The following is a 16644-nucleotide window of genomic DNA, read 5'->3' as shown; positions in this document are numbered from 1 at the left end:
TCACTTGAGGGAGATGGTGGTGTTGACGCCATGACTCAGCGTCTGATCGTCGAACCAGCGTGCGGTCACGGTCTTGGTCTGGGTGTAGAACATCACCACCTGCTTGCCGTAGGGGCCGAGGTCGCCGAGCTTGGACGCGCGCGAGCCGGTGAACGAGAACAGCGGCACCGGCACCGGAATCGGCACGTTGATGCCGACCTGTCCCACATCGATGTCTTCCTGGAAGCGCCGCGCGGCCGCACCGGATTGGGTGAACAGCGCGGTGCCGTTGCCATTGGGATTGGCGTTGACCAGCGCGATCGCCTCATCCAGCGTGGCGACGTCGAGTATCACCAGGACCGGCCCGAAGATTTCCTCGTCGTAGATGCGCATGCCGGGTTTGACCCCGGAAAAGATCGTCGGGCCGACGAAATTGCCCTGCTCGAAACCAGGCACCTGTGGGCCGCGCCCGTCCAGTTCCAGGGTGGCGCCCTGCTCCACACCCGAGGCGATCAGCCCTTCCACGCGTTCGCGCGCGGCGCAGGAAATCAACGGGCCGACCTCGGTGCCTGGCGCATTGCCCGCACCGATCTTCAGGCTCCTGGCCTTGGCCACCAGCTCCGGAATCCATTCGCGCGCTTCACCGACCAGTACCAGCGTGGAGGCGGCCATGCAACGCTGGCCGGCCGCACCGAAGGCCGCACCGACCATCGCATTGAGGGTCTGTTCGCGGTTCGCGTCCGGCAGCACCACCGCGTGGTTCTTGGCACCCATCATGCATTGCACCCGCTTGCCGGCCAGCGACGCGCGCCGGTACACATGCGTGCCCACCTTGGTGGAGCCGACGAACGACAGGGCCTTGATGTCCGGGTGATCGCACAGCGCGTTGACCACCTCTTCGCCGCCGTGCACGACGTTGAGTACGCCCTTGGGAATTCCGGCTTGCTGCGCCAGTTCCACCAGCCGCATGGTCACCATCGGGTCCTGCTCGGAGGGCTTGAGCACGAAGGTGTTGCCAGTCGCAATCGCCATCGGGAACATCCACAGCGGAATCATCGCCGGGAAGTTGAACGGGGTGATGCCGGCGCACACGCCCAAGGGCTGCAACAGACTGTAGGTATCCACGCCGGTGGCGACGTTGTTGGCCAGCTCGCCCAGTTGCAGGTTGCCGATCGCCGCAGCGTGCTCCACCACCTCCAGCCCACGGAACACATCGCCTTCCGCATCGGCTAGGGTCTTGCCCTGCTCGGCGCTCAGCAGCGCGGCCAGTTCGGGCAGGTGTTCGCGGATCAACTGTTGATACTTGAGGAAGATGCGGGCACGGGTGCCGATCGGGGTCTTGCGCCAGCTGACGAAGGCACGGCTGGCCGCGGCCACCGCCGCATCGACTTCGGCGCCGGTGGCGAAGGGCACCTGCGCCAGCACCGACTGGTCGGCCGGGTTGACCACGTCCTGCCAGCGGTCGCTGGCCGAGACCATCAGTTCGCCATCGATCAACAGGCAGACGCGGGGAATGGATTCGCTCATCACAGGGTTCGCTCACGGGGGACGTCGGGCCATCGCGGCCCACCGCTTCGCATTGTTCGCACCCAAAACCGGCTTTCCCAGCCCTGGATTGCTTAATCGCGCTAAGCTTCCAGCAGAATTTTGCGAATTTTGCGAATGCCACACTCGCTCCCCTCCCTGCGTCACCAGCTCGGCCTGCGCCTACAGCGGCTGCGCCAGCGCCACGGCCTGACTCAGGCCGAGCTGGCGCGCCGGCTCGGCCTGTCGCCGAGCTATCTCAACCAGATCGAGCGCAACCAGCGTCCGCTGACCCTGGCCATCCAGCAGCGGCTCAAGATCACGCTGGGCGATCTGGACGGGCTACTGGATCCGGACCATCCGGCCGCGCTGGTCGAGCCGCTGGACCAATCGCTGCGCAGCCTGGGCCATACGCTGTCGCCAGCCGAGCTGCGTGCGCTCACCGGCAACCTGCCGCAGGTGGCGCAGGCCCTGCTGGACCTGCATCGCGCGCATCAGCACGTGCTCGAACGCAATGCCGCGCTGCAACTGCAGATCGGCGTGGAGCATGCGGCGATGCCGTCGCTGTCGCCCGGCGAGCAGGTGCGCGACTACTTCAACCGCGCACACAACTACCTGCCCGAACTCGACGAGCGCGCCGAAGCGCTGCACGCCGAACTCGGTGCGACCAGCGACAGCCTGCCGCTGCGGTTGCGCCAACGCCTGGCCGACCGGCACGGCCTGCTGGTGCAGGAGGCCAGCGAACTGCAAGGCGACAAACGCAGCGTGGATGCGCAGGCGCGCGTGCTGTGGCTGCCCGCGCATCTGCGCCCCGGGCAGCAGGCCTTCCAGATGGCGGCGCAACTGGCCCTGCTGGAGTGCGCACCGCTGCTGGACGCGCGCATCGCCGACGCCGGTTTCGCCGATGCCGAGCGCATCGCCTTGTCGCGGATCGGGCTGTCGAACTATTTCGCCGGCGCGCTGGTGATGCCCTACGGCGAGTTCCTGCACAGTGCGCAGGCCTCGCGCTACGACATCGAGTGGCTGGCAGACCGCTTCGGCGTGGGGTTCGAGGCGGTCTGCCATCGCTTGAGCACCCTGCAGCGACGCGGTGCGGCCGGGCTGCCGATCTTCTTCATGCGGGTGGACCGCGCCGGCAATGTGTCCAAACGGCATTCGGCCACCGACTTCCATTTCTCGCACGTGGGCGGCGCCTGCCCGTTATGGATCGTGTACGAGGCCTTCAACCAGCCCGACCGCATCCTGACCCAGATCGCGCGCATGCCCGATGGACGCCGCTATTTCTGGCTGGCGCGCCAGGTCAGCAGCGGCCCTCCCGGCTATGGCCGCCCGCGCAAGACCTTCGCACTGGCGATGGGCTGCGATCTGCGGCATGCGGAGCAACTGGTGTATGCACGCGGCTGGGATCTGGCGGCGGTGGACGATGCGGTGCCGATCGGGCCGGGCTGCCTGACCTGCGAACGCGACGATTGCGTGCAGCGCGCGTTTCCGGCGCTGCCGCGCCTGGGGCCGAACCCGCGCTGACGCGCCCGCTCCGGCGGCTGCTCCAGCGGCCGCCGGCCGCATACGGCCACCGCCGGACTGCTGCCCCCATGGCACCGAACACGTCCGATTCACCCGGATCGCTTCACCCGCAGCGTCCGGACACGGAGCAGGATCGGCGTCGGCCCGCTATCCCAGACCGGATCGCCGACACTCCGCGATGGAGCGCACAGCACCGCCGTGATCAAGCAGACGCTAGCGCTGCACTGCAGCATTCCAAGCCGGGATAGCTCCCGCAAAATGCTTCATTGGAATGGAATGACTCACGCTTCTACCCTGAAGCGGACACGTGCAGGACAGGGGAGGCGTCACGCGATCCAACCGATTGCAAAAACGCCGCACAAACGAATACGCAACGCGAGTAACGCAGTACCACACCAACCACCATGCCTCGCGACAGCGCCCGCCCCACGCCGGCGCCGCGGGACGGCCACCGCCACACCACACTTCGGTCACATCATCCTGGGAGGGATCATCCGATGCCTGTTCACCATACCGGTCGCCCGGACAGCCGGCGCCTGCGCCGCACGCCGGTCCGCGACATCCTCTGCACCACCATCGCCTGCGTGCTGGCCACCGCGTTCGCCGCCCAGGCGCAGCAGGCGCCGGCCCCTGCACCGCCGGCCGCCAGTACCGACACCGCCGCCAGCAGCGGCCAGGCGCCGGTCACCCTGGACAACATCACCGTGATCGGCCAGCGCGCCAGCCTGAATCAGGCGGTGCAGGCCAAACAGATGTCCGATCACGTCGTGGAAGTCATCTCCGCCGACAACATGGGGCAGATGCCGAACGTCACCGTGGCCGAAGCGCTGGTGCGCCTGCCCGGCGTGAACGGTACCCGCGACCGTGGCAACGAGAGCCTGGCCACCGTGCGCGGCCTCGGGCCGCGCATGACCATGGGCACCGTGAACGGCCGCGAGATCGCCTCCTCCGAACCTAACCGGGCGGTGCGCTGGGAAGTGTTCCCCACCGAGGTGGTGTCCACCGTCAAGGTCTACAAGACCCAATCGGCCGACCTGGTGGCGGGCGGCCTTGCCGCCACCGTGGACATCTCCACCATCAGCCCGCTGGACTACAACGGCCCCGGCTTCGTCGGCACCGCCGCCCCGGTGTTCTACGACCATGCCAAGGACGTTCCCGGATACAGCCCCTGGGGGAGCCGCTTCGGCGCCAGCTGGGTGCACAAGATCAACGACAACCTCGCCGTTGCGCTGGGCGCCACCTACCAGAAGCAGAAGAATGCCGGCTCCTCGATCGGCAGCTGGGGCTATACCGATGCCAGCAGCGCGCGCGACATCAACGGCGACGGCACCCCGGATCCCACGCCATGGGGCGCCGCCGACCAGCTCAAGCTGATCGACCAGACCCGCACCGGCGCGATGGGCACCGTGCAATGGCGTTCGGGCAACCTGGATGTGAAGCTGGACGGCCTGTACTCGCGCATCGCGATCGAAGAAGACCAGCTGCAGAACTGGTTCAACGGCCTGGCCTACAGCGTGTTCTCCAGCGGCGCCAATCCGTACACTGCGCCGGGCTCGTCCTACACCATCGTCGGCGGCGACGTGGTGGCCGCCACCCTGGCCAACTCGAACCTGCAGGTCGACCATGTGGTCAGCCACTACAACGAGGTCAAGACGCTCGCTGCCGGCGGCCTGAATGCCAAGTGGAGCGGCGATGTGTGGACGCTGGCCGGCGACCTGTCGTTCTCGCAGGCCAAGCGCGACAACGAGTGGCAGGCGGTGCGCTTCGGCAGCAATCCGGACACGATCTCCTTCGACTTCCGTCGCACCATCAAGCCCACCATCAGCACCAGCTCGGACACGCCCGAGTACGGCATCAACGGCCAGACCAACCCGCAGGGATTGCGCGACAAGATCGCCGCGCTGGCGCTCAACGCCAGCCGCTCGGTCGATGCGGGCCCCTTCACCTCGCTTGAGTTCGGCGCGCGCGCGGCCCAACGGGAAAAGCAGAATCGCGCCTTCGTCAGCAATCAGTCCAATTTCGACCAACCCATCTCGGCGTACCAGGACCTGATCTATCCGGTCACGATGCCGGGCCTGCGCGTGCCCACGCTCACCGGCGGCAACATGCGCGAGATCGCCCGGATCGGCTTCGGCGGCTTCGACCCGAACGCGATCACCGAGCAGATGCTCGATCATTGGGCCGTCAAGGAAGACGTGCGCGAAGCCTTCGCCAAGGCGGTGTTCAGCTCGCAGCTGTTCGGTACCGATGTCACCGGCAATATCGGCGTGCGTCTGGTCAACACCAGGACCGACAGCGACGGCTTCGATTCGGTGGGCAGCACCATCCGGCCCAGCAGCGACAGCAAGGAGTACACCGATGTACTGCCCAGCGCCACGCTCAACTTCCTGATCGACGAGCAGCGCATCCTGCGCTTTGCGGTGGCCAAGGTCATCGCACGCCCGCCGCTGGACGAACTGCGCACCGGCCGCCGCCTGGACGACCCCAACGTCACCGTCGGCCAGCTCACCGGCAGCGGCGGCAATCCGCAACTGGACCCGTTCAAGGCCACCCAGCTCGACGTTTCCTACGAGTGGTACTTCCACAAGGAAGCGCTGGCGGCATTGGCGGTATACCGCAAGGAAGTGGATTCGAGCATCGGTTACCGCACCGATCGCGAAGTGATCAACGGCCTGGATTACCTGGTCAGCGCGCCATTCAATGGTGGCGGCGGCCACATCAACGGCGTGGAGCTCACCTTCCAGACCCCGTTCTTCTTCATTCCGCACCTGGAGAATTTCGGCGTCTACTCGAACTTCTCGCTGGTGGATTCCAACCTCAAGGAATTCTCGCCGCAGGACAACCCGTTGCCGCTGAGCGGGCTGGCGCGCAGGACCGGCACCTTCGACCTGTGGTACAGCAACGGCACCTTCGAAGCGCGCGTGGGCTACAAGTACCACAGCCCCTACACCGTGGTGTACGGGTGGAATGCCGCGCGTCTGGCCAGGCTGCAGAGCGAAGGCACGGTGGATCTGAGCTTGAACTGGCAGTACAGCAAGCAGCTCGGCTTCCGTTTCCAGGCCAGCAACCTCACCGACGAACCGCTGCGCGCGTACACCGACAATCGGCCAGACCGCCTGGCCAACCAGGACGACGGCGGCTACCAGTTGTTCGGCCGCCGCTATCAGCTGGAGGCGACCTACCGGTTCTGATCCATCGTTCACCGCCTGGCGCGTTCGGCGCCGGGCGGGCACGGCCCACGCGCGGCCGCGCACCCGCTCCGGGTGGCGCCCGCCGTGCACCGGCCGCGCAAAGGCGGCCGCACGCTCCGCGCGGCCGGCCGCTCCACTTTGCTTCGTCGAGGAATCGCATGCGCCCTACCCGCCGCTTCTGGACGCCAACGCTGCTGGCATTGGCCCTGTCCGTCTCCGCACACGCCGCCCCGGCCCCTGCCACGCTATATCTGGGCGCGGACCTGTCCTACGTCAACGAGATGGAGGAATGCGGTGTGCAATACCGCGAGAACGGCGCGGTCACCGATCCATTCGAACTGTTCCATGCGCACGGCGCCAATCTGGTGCGGGTGCGACTGTGGAACGATGCACGCTGGACCAAGTACAGCGACCTGTCCGACGTCAAGAAGACCATCGCCCGCGCACGCGCGCAAGGCATGCAGGTGCTGCTGGACCTGCACTACTCCGACGACTGGGCCGACGGCGACAAACAGCTGATCCCCAAGTCCTGGGTCGGCATCACCGATACCGACGAACTGGCCCGCATCCTCTACGGCTTCACCTACGACACCCTCAGCGCGCTCGATCGCGCGGGCTTGATGCCGGAACTGGTGCAGGTCGGCAACGAAAGCAATTCCGACCTGATGGCCAGCCAGCCCTGGGACAAGAAACGCCCGATCGACTGGCAGCGCAATGCCAAACTGTTCAACGCCGGCATCAAGGCGGTGCGCGACATCGGCGCGCGCGCAACCATCAAACCGCGGGTGATGCTGCATATCGCCCAGCCGGAAAATGTGGAGCCATGGTTCGCTGCCGCCGCCAAGGCCGGCGTCACCGACTTCGACCTGATCGGCATCAGCTACTACCGCAAGTGGTCCACCCAATCGATGGCAGAACTGGGCAAGACCATCAAGCGCCTGCGCGGGCGTTACGATGCCGACGTGGTGGTGGTGGAAACCGCCTATCCCTGGACCCTGGAATCCGGGGACACCTCGCCCAACCTGCTCGGCGAAGACTCGCTGATCGCCGGCTATCCCGCCACCCCGCAGGGGCAGGCACGCTACATGATCGACCTCACCCAGTTGGTGATCGACACCGGTGGCGCCGGCGTCGTGTATTGGGAGCCGGCATGGACCAGCAGCGGCTGCAAGACGCGCTGGGGCACCGGCTCGTCGTGGGAGAACGCCAGCTTCTTCGATTTCCGGCATGGCAACGAGGTGCTGCCGGCGATCGACTTCATGCGCCACCCGTACACCGGGGCGCCTGCATCGTACCGGCCGGCACCCGCTGCGCCGCGATCGGACAGGCCGGCCAACCCCAACAAGGAGACCCAGCCATGACCGGCATCAACCGCCGCGAACTCTTGCGCGGCATGCTTGCCAGCGGCGTGAGCGCCGCCCTGCCGGTGGGCGCCGTCGGTGCCATGACGCCGGCCATTGCCGGCGCCGCTGCGGCGAGCGCCGGCAACACCGCCGCGGCCGGCGCGCTGGGTGATGTCGCACTGGCACCGCGCGAACGCCTGCTGTTCGATTTCGGCTGGCGCTTCCATCTGGGCCACGCCAGCGACGCATCGCGCGACTTCGACTTCGGCACTTTCCAGCGCAGCTTCGCCAAGGCTGGCCAGCACACCGCCACCGCCGCGCAACTGGAGTTCGACGACAGCGCCTGGCAGCAGGTGGATCTGCCGCACGATTGGGCGGTCAGCCTGCCGTTCCGGCCGGAGCCGATCTCGGCGACGATGACCGAGGACGACCCGGCGGCCTCGCACGGCTACAAGGCGCTGGGAACCAGTTTTCCGGAAAACAGCGTGGGCTGGTACCGGCGCACGCTGCAGATTCCGGCCAGTGATCTGGGCAAGCGCATCTGCCTGGTATTCGATGGCGTGTTCCGCGATTGCATCGTGTTCTGCAATGGGCATGTGGTCGGCCGCAATGCCAGCGGGTATTGCGGCTTCGAGGTCGATCTCAGCGAAGTACTCGACTATGGCAAGCCCAACCTCATCGCCGTGCGCGTGGATGCCACCCTGGGCGAAGGCTGGTTCTACGAAGGCGCCGGCATCTACCGCCACCTGTGGTTGCAGAAGACCGACCCGCTGCATGTGCCACAGCACGGCGTAGTCGTGCGCAGCATCATCGAGTCCGGCAACGCGACCGCGCAGGTCTCCACCGAAGTGCGCAACGACGGCACCGCGCCGCGCCAGTGCGTGGTGCAGACGCGCATCACCGCGCCCGATGGCCGCGTGGTCGCGCAGTCGGCAAGCACACCGATCACGCTGGCACCAGGACAGCTGCAGCAGATCGAACAGACCCTGCCACTGGGGCAGGCCAAGCTGTGGTCGATCGATACCCCGCAGCTCTACAGCGCCACGACCAGCATCCACAGCGACGGCCACGCCACCGATGCGGTGGTCAGCCCGTTCGGCGTGCGCAGCATCGCCTTCGACGCGCAGCGCGGATTCCTGTTGAACGGGTCGCCGCTCAAGCTGCACGGCACCAACAACCACCAGGATCATGCCGGCGTCGGCACCGCCATCCCGGACGCGCTGCACGAATGGCGCCTGCGTCAGCTCAAGTCGATGGGCTGCAACGCGTATCGCAGCTCGCACAATCCGGCCACGCCCGAACTGCTGGCCCTGTGCGACCGGTTGGGCATGTTCGTCATCGAAGAGACCCGGCGCATGTCCACCGATCCGGAGGCCATGGGCGAACTGGAAACCATGGTGCGGCGTGGCCGCAATCATCCCAGCGTGATCCTGTGGTCGCTCGGCAACGAGGAGCCGCAGCAGGTCACCGAGCGCGGCGCACGCATCGTCTCGCGCATGCAGCAGCGCGTTCGTCAGCTCGACCCCACCCGCCCCACCACCTTCGCCATGGACAAGGGCTTCGGCGATGGCGTCGGCCAGGTGGTGGATGTGGTCGGCTTCAACTACCGCACCAGCCAGATGGATGGCTTCCACGCGCGCTACCCGGACATTCCGATCTACGGCAGCGAGACCGCCAGCACGGTGTCGGTGCGCGGCAACTACGTCCGCGACGACGCCCGCGGCTATACGCGCGCCTACGACCTGGATCATCCCTGGTGGGCGAGCACCGCCGAAGCCTGGTGGAGCTATGTCGCGCAACGCCCGTACATCGCCGGCGGTTTCATCTGGACAGGGTTCGACTACCGTGGCGAACCCACCCCCTACAACCGCTGGCCGAATGTGGCATCGCAATTCGGCGTGCTGGACAGCTGCGGATTTCCCAAGGACAACTACTGGTACTACCGCGCGCAGTGGACCAGCGAACCGGTGCTGCACCTGTTCCCGCACTGGAACTGGGAGGGTCTGCTGCAGCCGGACGACAATGGCCACGTCGCGGTCTGGTGCCATAGCAACCTCGAGGCAGTGGAACTGCTGGTCAACGGCGTCAGCCAGGGCCTGCAGCAGGTGCCGGCCTACGGCCATGTGGAATGGCGCGTGGCCTATGCGCCCGGCGCGATCGAGGCGCGCGGCTATCGCGGCGGCAAGTTGGTGCTGAGCGAGCGCCGCGAAACCGCAGGCAAGCCGGCCGCCATCCGCCTGAGTTGCGATCGCAATGCCTTGCGTGCCGATGCCGAAGACGTGGCCGTGGTCAAGGTGGAAATCGTCGATGCACAAGGGCGCATGGTGCCGACCGCCAACAACCTGGTGCGCTTCGAGCTGCGTGGCCCCGGCAAGCTGATCGGTGTGGGCAACGGCGATCCCACCAGTCACGAGGACGACAAGGCGCCGCAGCGCAAGGCGTTCAACGGACTGTGTGCGGCGCTTTTGCAGACCACGCGCAACAGCGGTCAGATCCTGCTGACGACCACCGCACCAGGCCTGACCCCGGCGACTCTGCGTCTGAAGAGCAGCGCATCCGCACGACGGGCGGCGGTGGCCTGAAGCAGGAGTGCCGATGGTGGAGGGGGCTCGCCATCGGCACCTGGGCAACCAGGCGGGCGTCGCGTCCACCGATTGCTGCGATCGCCGGTAATGGCATCTGCCGCCTGTTCGGCATCGCGTTGGCAAGACGCAATGCGTCGCGCATGGCCGCAGACGGCTGGCACGCGCCGATGTGGCATCAATGATGTTGGCGCAACGTGACCGTGCAGCGGCACTGCATGCGTGCACCCCTGCGCGGTAGCTTTCGGACATCGCTGCGGCACGGATTGCAGGTTCGAATCTGCAGCATGCCTGCCGTCGATGGACCGCAATCGATGCGCTACGTGCAGATGTGCCGCAAGCGGAATTTCTCTTCCAGGCCTGGAGCCGTTCGAGCGTATCGAACGCTCTACCTAGGCCGTCATCTTGTGCTGTGCCGTCACCGCGATCCGCTGGGACGCCGTTTCATCTCGGACCTCCTTCCGTGTGATTAATCAGGACAAGAGACCAGGCACGGCTCTCACAGCATGGGTTGTGCGCCGCGTGCGGACGGCAGACCGGTGAGCGCTTCGGCAACTGTCTGCATCCAGTCCTGGCTTCAGTTACGCATGTGTTGATGCCGTGCCGGTAAAGCAGGCAATGCCAGCACGAATCCCGGCTATGGGGGTGGCCTGGCCAGATTTCTTCATGACGACCTCCGAACCAAGCCTAATAGCCACCCAATCCATCGCGAAGGGATCACCAACTTCGCATTCAACAATAAATCCGTCCATACACGGACATCCAATCGATTCGAGATTAAGACTATTAAGCGAACCACTCCCCCATCGAAAATAATTCAACTACAAAAATTATTTAATGTCACACACACGGCATTTCGCATTCTTTCTCAACGCATGTCACACGACGACATTTATATTGACTTCATTGTGCGTACCCTACGCGAACACAGTGGAGACTTCAGAGAAAGCAAGCAACATGCGCATGAGGACGTCAGAACCACATCCTCCAAACATATATGCAAATCCTTCACTCGAAGACTCCAAGATCGCAGCCACGCCCGAATCTTCCATTGTGAATTTTACCGCGTCAAAACTTCCAGATAAAATGTAGATTATTGATTGCACCCGTGAATATCAATTCCGGACAGGTGCCGTGCACCGAGGATCCTCGACAGAAATTCCACATGACCTGCCGGCACACGGATCAGCCAAACCATCTGGACTTATTCAGCCGATGAATGACCATAACCCAAGAACACAAAAGTACATCCCAATCCTCATTGGCGGAGGCTTACTTTTCAGCGCAGCCCTGTACTTCTATCAACCCGCCGCTTCGGTGAATGCCCACTCACCAGTCAGGAGCGAAAGAGACGCGAGCATCGCCAACTCGACGAGGCCGACCAGCCAACGGTCCGCGAACCAACCGAGCGATCATCGCCTACCTTGGGATGACAGCGACTTCATAGCACCGCAAGGCGACAAGCCCTTTGCCGCCTCGGAGGTTCAATACCACCTGAAATCCTTTTACGCACGCTTCTACGCCGACCCGCCAATGTCCCGCGCAGAACGCGATGTCTTCGCACAAAGGCTGGCCATCGCCATCGATGCCGACCCGAACACAAAGAGGGCTGTTGCTGATTTCTACGGCCAGATGCCTGCCAACAATCAAATGGATCGCGATGTGATGCGAAACATGCTTGCAATCAGCCCGGAAGGAAGGTCCATCCTGCTCGACGAGGCAAACAGGATATGGAACAGTAAAGATAAGAGTCTGTACTCGCACATGTATGAAACGTATTCGAACCTTCCCGGACAAGCCTCACGAAATGTTCTCGCAAATGCCCTGTCGAGCCTCAGCGACCAAAGCATGGACACTCGCACCGCAGTTGCCGCGCTAAACTTCATTGGAACGATAGAAAAGGATGATTCTGCAGATGCCGGAAAGTTAAGGACCAATGCAATCTCTCAACTGAACTCGGTTGTATCCAGCCAAGCCGAAGAGGTCGTTCGTGGCTTGGCGGCTCAGAAGATCTACAGACTTTCTTCACCCGAAAGCGCCGCTGATGCAGCAGTCGAATTTATCAGGCGCGATGCAAACAGTTCATTGGTCATGCAAACGCTAGATTCCATCAATAGCGGCGACGTCGAGTTGACCCCGCCGCTTCGCGCCACGCTTGCAAGCGCAGTCGCGCGAGCGTCGGCAACAACCGAAGAACGCGATAGATTCAGACAGGTTATCCCGTCCGGACATAGCTAAGATCGATCCTTTACGGAAGCCGATGTTGAGCGGGCAAACTGAAACATCCGACGCATGAATCATGCGAAACGTCGACTTCCGGACTGCTGCAGCAGGGACCATGCTGACACATCAACCTTGCTTCATCGGCTACGACGGTGCCGTAGCGATTTTGAAACGCGGAAATTGCATCAACGTCCAGCAGCACCCAAAAATCCATAGAAAGACCATTCTTCATATTTAATCAATTTTCCGCTTGTCACGCTTCATCCTCCGCACCACCCATCCAGCAACCTTTACCACCCCGAGGGTTCAAAATGAATTTCTTGAAGAATAAAATTGCGCCGTTCTTTCTTGCAGCAGCCGCGACCGTCGGCGTTGCCGATGCAGCACAACTGAACACGTCTTTTCAAGGATGGTTGGGCAAGAATCAAAAATCAGAATTCCTCGACCCTTCACGATGGGCCTCGTGTTACAACGACCATGGGGGGGAATGCACTGTAGTTTCACTGACGTCCGGAACAGGCCAATGCCATGAGGAGTCGTTTGATCTTGGTGCAAGTTTCGAGCTGCCCGCCCCTGCTGGCTGGGGTCCGTTTTCCTTGAGCGGCAGCAAAGGCTCCAGCTGGAGCGCATGCCACGAACGAAGCGAAACGACGCAGTGCCAGCCTAAGCCGGGCTTCAGGGGCAGAGCTGTGATCCTCATGGGCGAACGCTTCGGCAAGCTCCATGTGAATGGTGGAACACCCAGTTCTTACTCTATCCCGGCATACCAGGGTTGCGAGAACAAATGGAACGGCACAGTACGGCTTTCGGGACGCAGTCTTGAGCGTGTATGTACCTACGCCGGCGGCACTTATGACCATCAAGGATATCTACCCGAGTTTGAAAATCTGACCTGTGACTATCAAAAGATTTGACTAGGAATCGTGTCTTCGTGCAAACCTGACATCTGGTCATCTTGATTCTACGGTGTCAACAAGAATCCCGGGCTCGCGGCATTCCGTGGGCCCGGGACTTGGCATTCAAGATCAGAAACGTTGCATTTGAAGGTTGAGTCTGCCGGCGATACAAGTCTGGACCTGATTAGCCCCGACTCTCAGCCAGTAGTCGCAGGATCTGCGCCAGCCCGGGGTGATGCTATTGCCAGCTGAAGCTAACGAAGTGACGCGATGAGCATCAATGCCGTGCAGTTCCAGGCTGGATTGTCGATGCCGGAGTTCTTCGCTGCCTACGGTACCGAGGCCAAGTGCTACCGCACTTTGTATAGATGGCGGTGGCCGCAGGGATTTCGCTGCCCTTCCTGCGCTGGACGGGCACGCTCGCGCTTCAAGCGTGGTGGCGCCATCTACTATCAATGCAGCGCGTGCCGGCATCAGACCAGCCTGATCGCAGGCACGATGTTCCAGGGCACCAAGCTGCCACTGCGCACCTGGATGCTGGCCTTGCACCTGTTGACCTCGACCAAGACCAACATGGCCGCGCTGGAGCTGACGCGTCATCTGGGCATCAACTACAAGAGTGCTTGGCGGATGAAGCAAAAGATCATGCAGGTCATGGCCGAGCGAGAAGCCACGCGTCGACTGTCCGGGTTCGTACAGACCTCGGCGGTGAGCGCAATGGTGGCAAGGCTGGGCGCGGATCGGAGAACAAGCAGCCGTTCCTGATTGCAGTGCAGACCGATGCCACTTTCACCGCGCCGAGCTTTGTGGTGATCGAGCCGGTGCGCAGCTTCGACAATGCCTCGCTCACGGACTGGACTGCGCGTCGCCTGGCGCCCGAATGCGAGGTCTATATCGATGGGCTGGCCTGCTTCCGCCGCCTGGAAGACGCCGGCCACGCGCACACCACGTTGGACACCGGCGGCGGACGCGCAGCCACAGAGGCCGCGGGTGCGCGCTGGGTCAATGTAGTGCTTGGCAATCTCAAACGCGCCATCAGCGGCGTCTATCACGCAATCGCGCAAGGCAATACGCAAGACGCTATCTGGCCGAAGCCGCCTATCGCTTCAATCGCAGATTCCGCCTGCCCGAAATGCTGCCACGGCTCGCCACGGCGATGATGCGTTGCAAGCCCTGTCCGGAGCCTTCTCTCGCATGCCGAGCAATTTTCATGGCTGAGAGACAGGGCTAATCAGGAGTCTGGATGGAAGGGCCACTGGTCCAACACCTTCTTCACCGCTTTCGCTCATTTCACGCTGGTGAAACTACGTCGTCTTCAACGATAACACTCCCGCGCGGCACAGGGCTGCGCGGAAACGCAAGCGCTTATCGCAAGCGCGAAAACGCACCGATACCCGCGATCGCCAGCCGCTCGGCAGGTACTGCCGTTTCGGCGAACGATAGCCGCAGATAGCGGATCTGACGGACCTCAGGGAAATTCAGGCGTTGGGTCGAGAGCGCGTAGGCGATATTGGACAGCTCGCCGGCGCCGGCCGGCTGCCACTGCTGGCCATCTTCGCTGGTTTCGGCGCGATAGCCCTTCGGCGGCGCCGCGCCGTTCATCACCGTGCGCGAGGGCGTGAGGCTGAAACCGGCCACCTGACGCAGCGCGCCCAGGTCGATGGTCGCCTGCGCGGGATGGCCCGGCGTGGGAGCGGGCATGATCCAGATCGTGCTGGCATCGTCGTCGAGCAACTTTTCCGCCCCTGGCGCGCTCGCCTCGACGATGCGCCAGCCAGCGCTGGACAGCACATCCGGCGCATTCGCGGTCGGCCGCGCGACCGGCACTGGCGCAACGGCACGGAACAACGCGAATTCGCTGATCGCCGGGCACACCGGCGCCTCCAGCACGACCAGGCGCACCCGGCGCGCGGCGATCGGGCGCTCCAGACGCAGGATCCGCTGCGCACCGATGCATTGCGCTTCGGCCAATCGCCGCCATTGCCCATCGACCTCGGCCTCGACCGCAAAGCGGGTCACGCGCACGCCCAGCGGCAGGTATTCGCGCAGCCGGATCAGATCGAAGCTGTGCACCGCCGACAGCTCCAGCGTCAGCGTCGGCGTGGTGTCGCCGTCCGGCGTGGACCAGTAGCTGTCCGGCTGCCGATCGAGCACGCGCGACGGCTCGAACCCTGGTCCGCGCGATGCGCTGGCGCTGGCCTTGGCGCCCTTGGCCAGATCGATGGCGAAGCTGGCGCGGATCGCGTCGCCGAAACTCTGCAGCACTGCCACATCGTGGTCGGCGATGCGGCCGCGTCGGTCGGGTGGAAGATTGAGGTTCATATTGGTGCCGCGCGCGACGGAGGTGTCGAAATAGCGCACCAGGTTCTCCGGGCTGCGTACCTTGCCGTCTTCATCGGCGTGGTAGAACCAGCCCGGGCGGATCGAGGTATTGGTTTCGGCCGGCCACCACAGCGCCCCACCGCGCACGCCCGAATTGCCGTTTTCCTGCGTGTAAGGGGCGTTGGGCATGGTCGGCCAGGATGGATCGCCGGCGATACCGTCCTCGTTGCCGCCCCATCGGATATCGGCGCCCAGCGGATCGAAGGTGCAGGCCATCGGCTGGTGCCGATGCACCAGCTCGATCATCCGTGGCCAGTTGTAGTACGCGGGCGCATCGATCTTGCGCGCTTCGCGCGCTCCACCGTAATAGCCGTCGCCCCCATTGGCGCCATCGAACCAGAACTCGAACAGCTCGCCATAGCCCGTGCAGAGCTCGACGATCTGCTTGCGGAAATAGTCGAGATAGCCAGGGCGCCCATACTCGGCGTGGTTGCGATCCCAGGGAGAGAGATAAATGCCGAACGCCAGGCCGGCGCGTCGACACGCTGCGGCCATCTCACCGACGATGTCGCCTTTGCCGTTCTTGTATGGCGAATTCCGGATGCAATGCTCGGTCAGGCGCGTCGGCCACAGGCAGAAGCCATCGTGATGCTTGGCCGTGAAAATGAGCCCTTTCAGATTGCCGGCCTTGGCAGCGGCGACGATCTGGTCGGGTGAGAAATCGCTGGGATCGAACTTGCGCGGATCCTCGTCGCCGTAGCCCCATTCCTTGTCGGTGAAGGTGTTCATCGCAAAATGCACGAAGGCGTATTGCTCCCACCGATGCCACCGCAGCTGGCGCTTGCTGGGCACCGCACCCCATGGTGCCGGTCCGTTGGCGCGGGGACCCGGCACGATCCCGGCAGCCGATGCCCCAACGCTGGCGGCAGCAGCCGCCACACCCGTGGCAAGAAAGGTACGACGATCGATCATTGGCGCCTCCGACTGTGCACGACGTTCGATCTTAGCTTCTCCAAAGGCCAAAGAGTCCTAATCCCCGAGCAACAACGGCGCCAACGAA

9 protein-coding genes and 1 pseudogene are annotated in these 16644 nt (G+C 63.8%); 7 read left to right on the top strand and 3 right to left on the bottom strand.

Annotated features, from left to right (window positions below):
• A complete protein-coding gene (locus LL964_RS12010) occupies positions 1-1506 on the bottom strand; it encodes a CoA-acylating methylmalonate-semialdehyde dehydrogenase (protein WP_104584205.1) in 1506 nt (501 codons plus the stop codon).
• Between the two features lie 135 nt (positions 1507-1641).
• Between LL964_RS12010 and LL964_RS12005 the strand changes: the two genes are divergently transcribed.
• The 4 genes from LL964_RS12005 to galA all read left to right on the top strand — a co-directional run bounded on the left by LL964_RS12005 (position 1642) and on the right by galA (position 10143).
• Entirely contained in the window at positions 1642-3027 is a 1386-nt protein-coding gene (locus tag LL964_RS12005; RefSeq protein ID WP_104584207.1) for a helix-turn-helix domain-containing protein, read from the top strand.
• Between the two features lie 497 nt (positions 3028-3524).
• Positions 3525-6218 carry a TonB-dependent receptor gene (locus LL964_RS12000; RefSeq protein ID WP_104584209.1) on the top strand — a complete coding sequence of 898 codons (2694 nt, stop codon included), beginning with the start codon at positions 3525-3527 and terminating at the stop codon, positions 6216-6218.
• A gap of 158 nt (positions 6219-6376) precedes the next feature.
• A complete protein-coding gene (locus tag LL964_RS11995) occupies positions 6377-7579 on the top strand; it encodes a glycoside hydrolase family 53 protein (RefSeq protein WP_104584211.1) in 1203 nt (400 codons plus the stop codon).
• A complete protein-coding gene (gene galA, locus LL964_RS11990; RefSeq protein WP_104584213.1) occupies positions 7576-10143 on the top strand; it encodes a beta-galactosidase GalA in 2568 nt (855 codons plus the stop codon). The genes LL964_RS11995 and galA overlap by 4 nt, the downstream gene beginning before the upstream one ends.
• A gap of 581 nt (positions 10144-10724) precedes the next feature.
• Here galA and LL964_RS11985 read toward each other — a convergent pair.
• Positions 10725-10895: a hypothetical protein gene (locus LL964_RS11985; RefSeq protein ID WP_167395158.1), complete on the bottom strand. Its 171-nt coding sequence runs from the start codon at positions 10893-10895 to the stop codon at positions 10725-10727.
• A gap of 463 nt (positions 10896-11358) precedes the next feature.
• Between LL964_RS11985 and LL964_RS11980 the strand changes: the two genes are divergently transcribed.
• The 3 genes and pseudogenes from LL964_RS11980 to LL964_RS11970 all read left to right on the top strand — a co-directional run bounded on the left by LL964_RS11980 (position 11359) and on the right by LL964_RS11970 (position 14480).
• Entirely contained in the window at positions 11359-12381 is a 1023-nt protein-coding gene (locus LL964_RS11980) for a hypothetical protein (RefSeq protein ID WP_228329444.1), read from the top strand.
• Between the two features lie 296 nt (positions 12382-12677).
• Complete coding sequence (locus LL964_RS11975; protein ID WP_146092287.1) at positions 12678-13280, top strand: hypothetical protein; 603 nt, start codon at positions 12678-12680, stop codon at positions 13278-13280.
• A 252-nt stretch (positions 13281-13532) separates the two neighbouring features.
• Positions 13533-14480, top strand: a pseudogene (locus LL964_RS11970) (IS1595 family transposase).
• Positions 14481-14627: 147 nt separating this feature from the next.
• Here the strand turns inward: LL964_RS11970 and LL964_RS11965 are convergent.
• Positions 14628-16556 (bottom strand): alpha-L-fucosidase, encoded by a 1929-nt coding sequence (locus LL964_RS11965; protein WP_104584215.1) that lies wholly within the window; start codon positions 16554-16556, stop codon positions 14628-14630.
• Between the last annotated feature and the right edge of the window lie 88 nt (positions 16557-16644).

Source organism: Xanthomonas melonis, from assembly GCF_020783655.1.
Taxonomy (GTDB): Bacteria; Pseudomonadota; Gammaproteobacteria; order Xanthomonadales; family Xanthomonadaceae; genus Xanthomonas; species Xanthomonas melonis.
This window is presented reverse-complemented; position numbering and strand designations above follow the sequence as displayed.

Coding starts and splice junctions, on each gene's coding strand:
- LL964_RS12005 (WP_104584207.1), top strand. CDS start 1,642: ATGCCACACTCGCTCCCCTCCCTGCGTCACCAGCTCGGCCTGCGCCTA.
- galA (WP_104584213.1), top strand. CDS start 7,576: ATGACCGGCATCAACCGCCGCGAACTCTTGCGCGGCATGCTTGCCAGC.
- LL964_RS11995 (WP_104584211.1), top strand. CDS start 6,377: ATGCGCCCTACCCGCCGCTTCTGGACGCCAACGCTGCTGGCATTGGCC.
- LL964_RS11965 (WP_104584215.1), bottom strand. CDS start 16,556: ATGATCGATCGTCGTACCTTTCTTGCCACGGGTGTGGCGGCTGCTGCC.
- LL964_RS12010 (WP_104584205.1), bottom strand. CDS start 1,506: ATGAGCGAATCCATTCCCCGCGTCTGCCTGTTGATCGATGGCGAACTG.
- LL964_RS11980 (WP_228329444.1), top strand. CDS start 11,359: ATGAATGACCATAACCCAAGAACACAAAAGTACATCCCAATCCTCATT.
- LL964_RS11985 (WP_167395158.1), bottom strand. CDS start 10,895: ATGGACGGATTTATTGTTGAATGCGAAGTTGGTGATCCCTTCGCGATG.
- LL964_RS11975 (WP_146092287.1), top strand. CDS start 12,678: ATGAATTTCTTGAAGAATAAAATTGCGCCGTTCTTTCTTGCAGCAGCC.
- LL964_RS12000 (WP_104584209.1), top strand. CDS start 3,525: ATGCCTGTTCACCATACCGGTCGCCCGGACAGCCGGCGCCTGCGCCGC.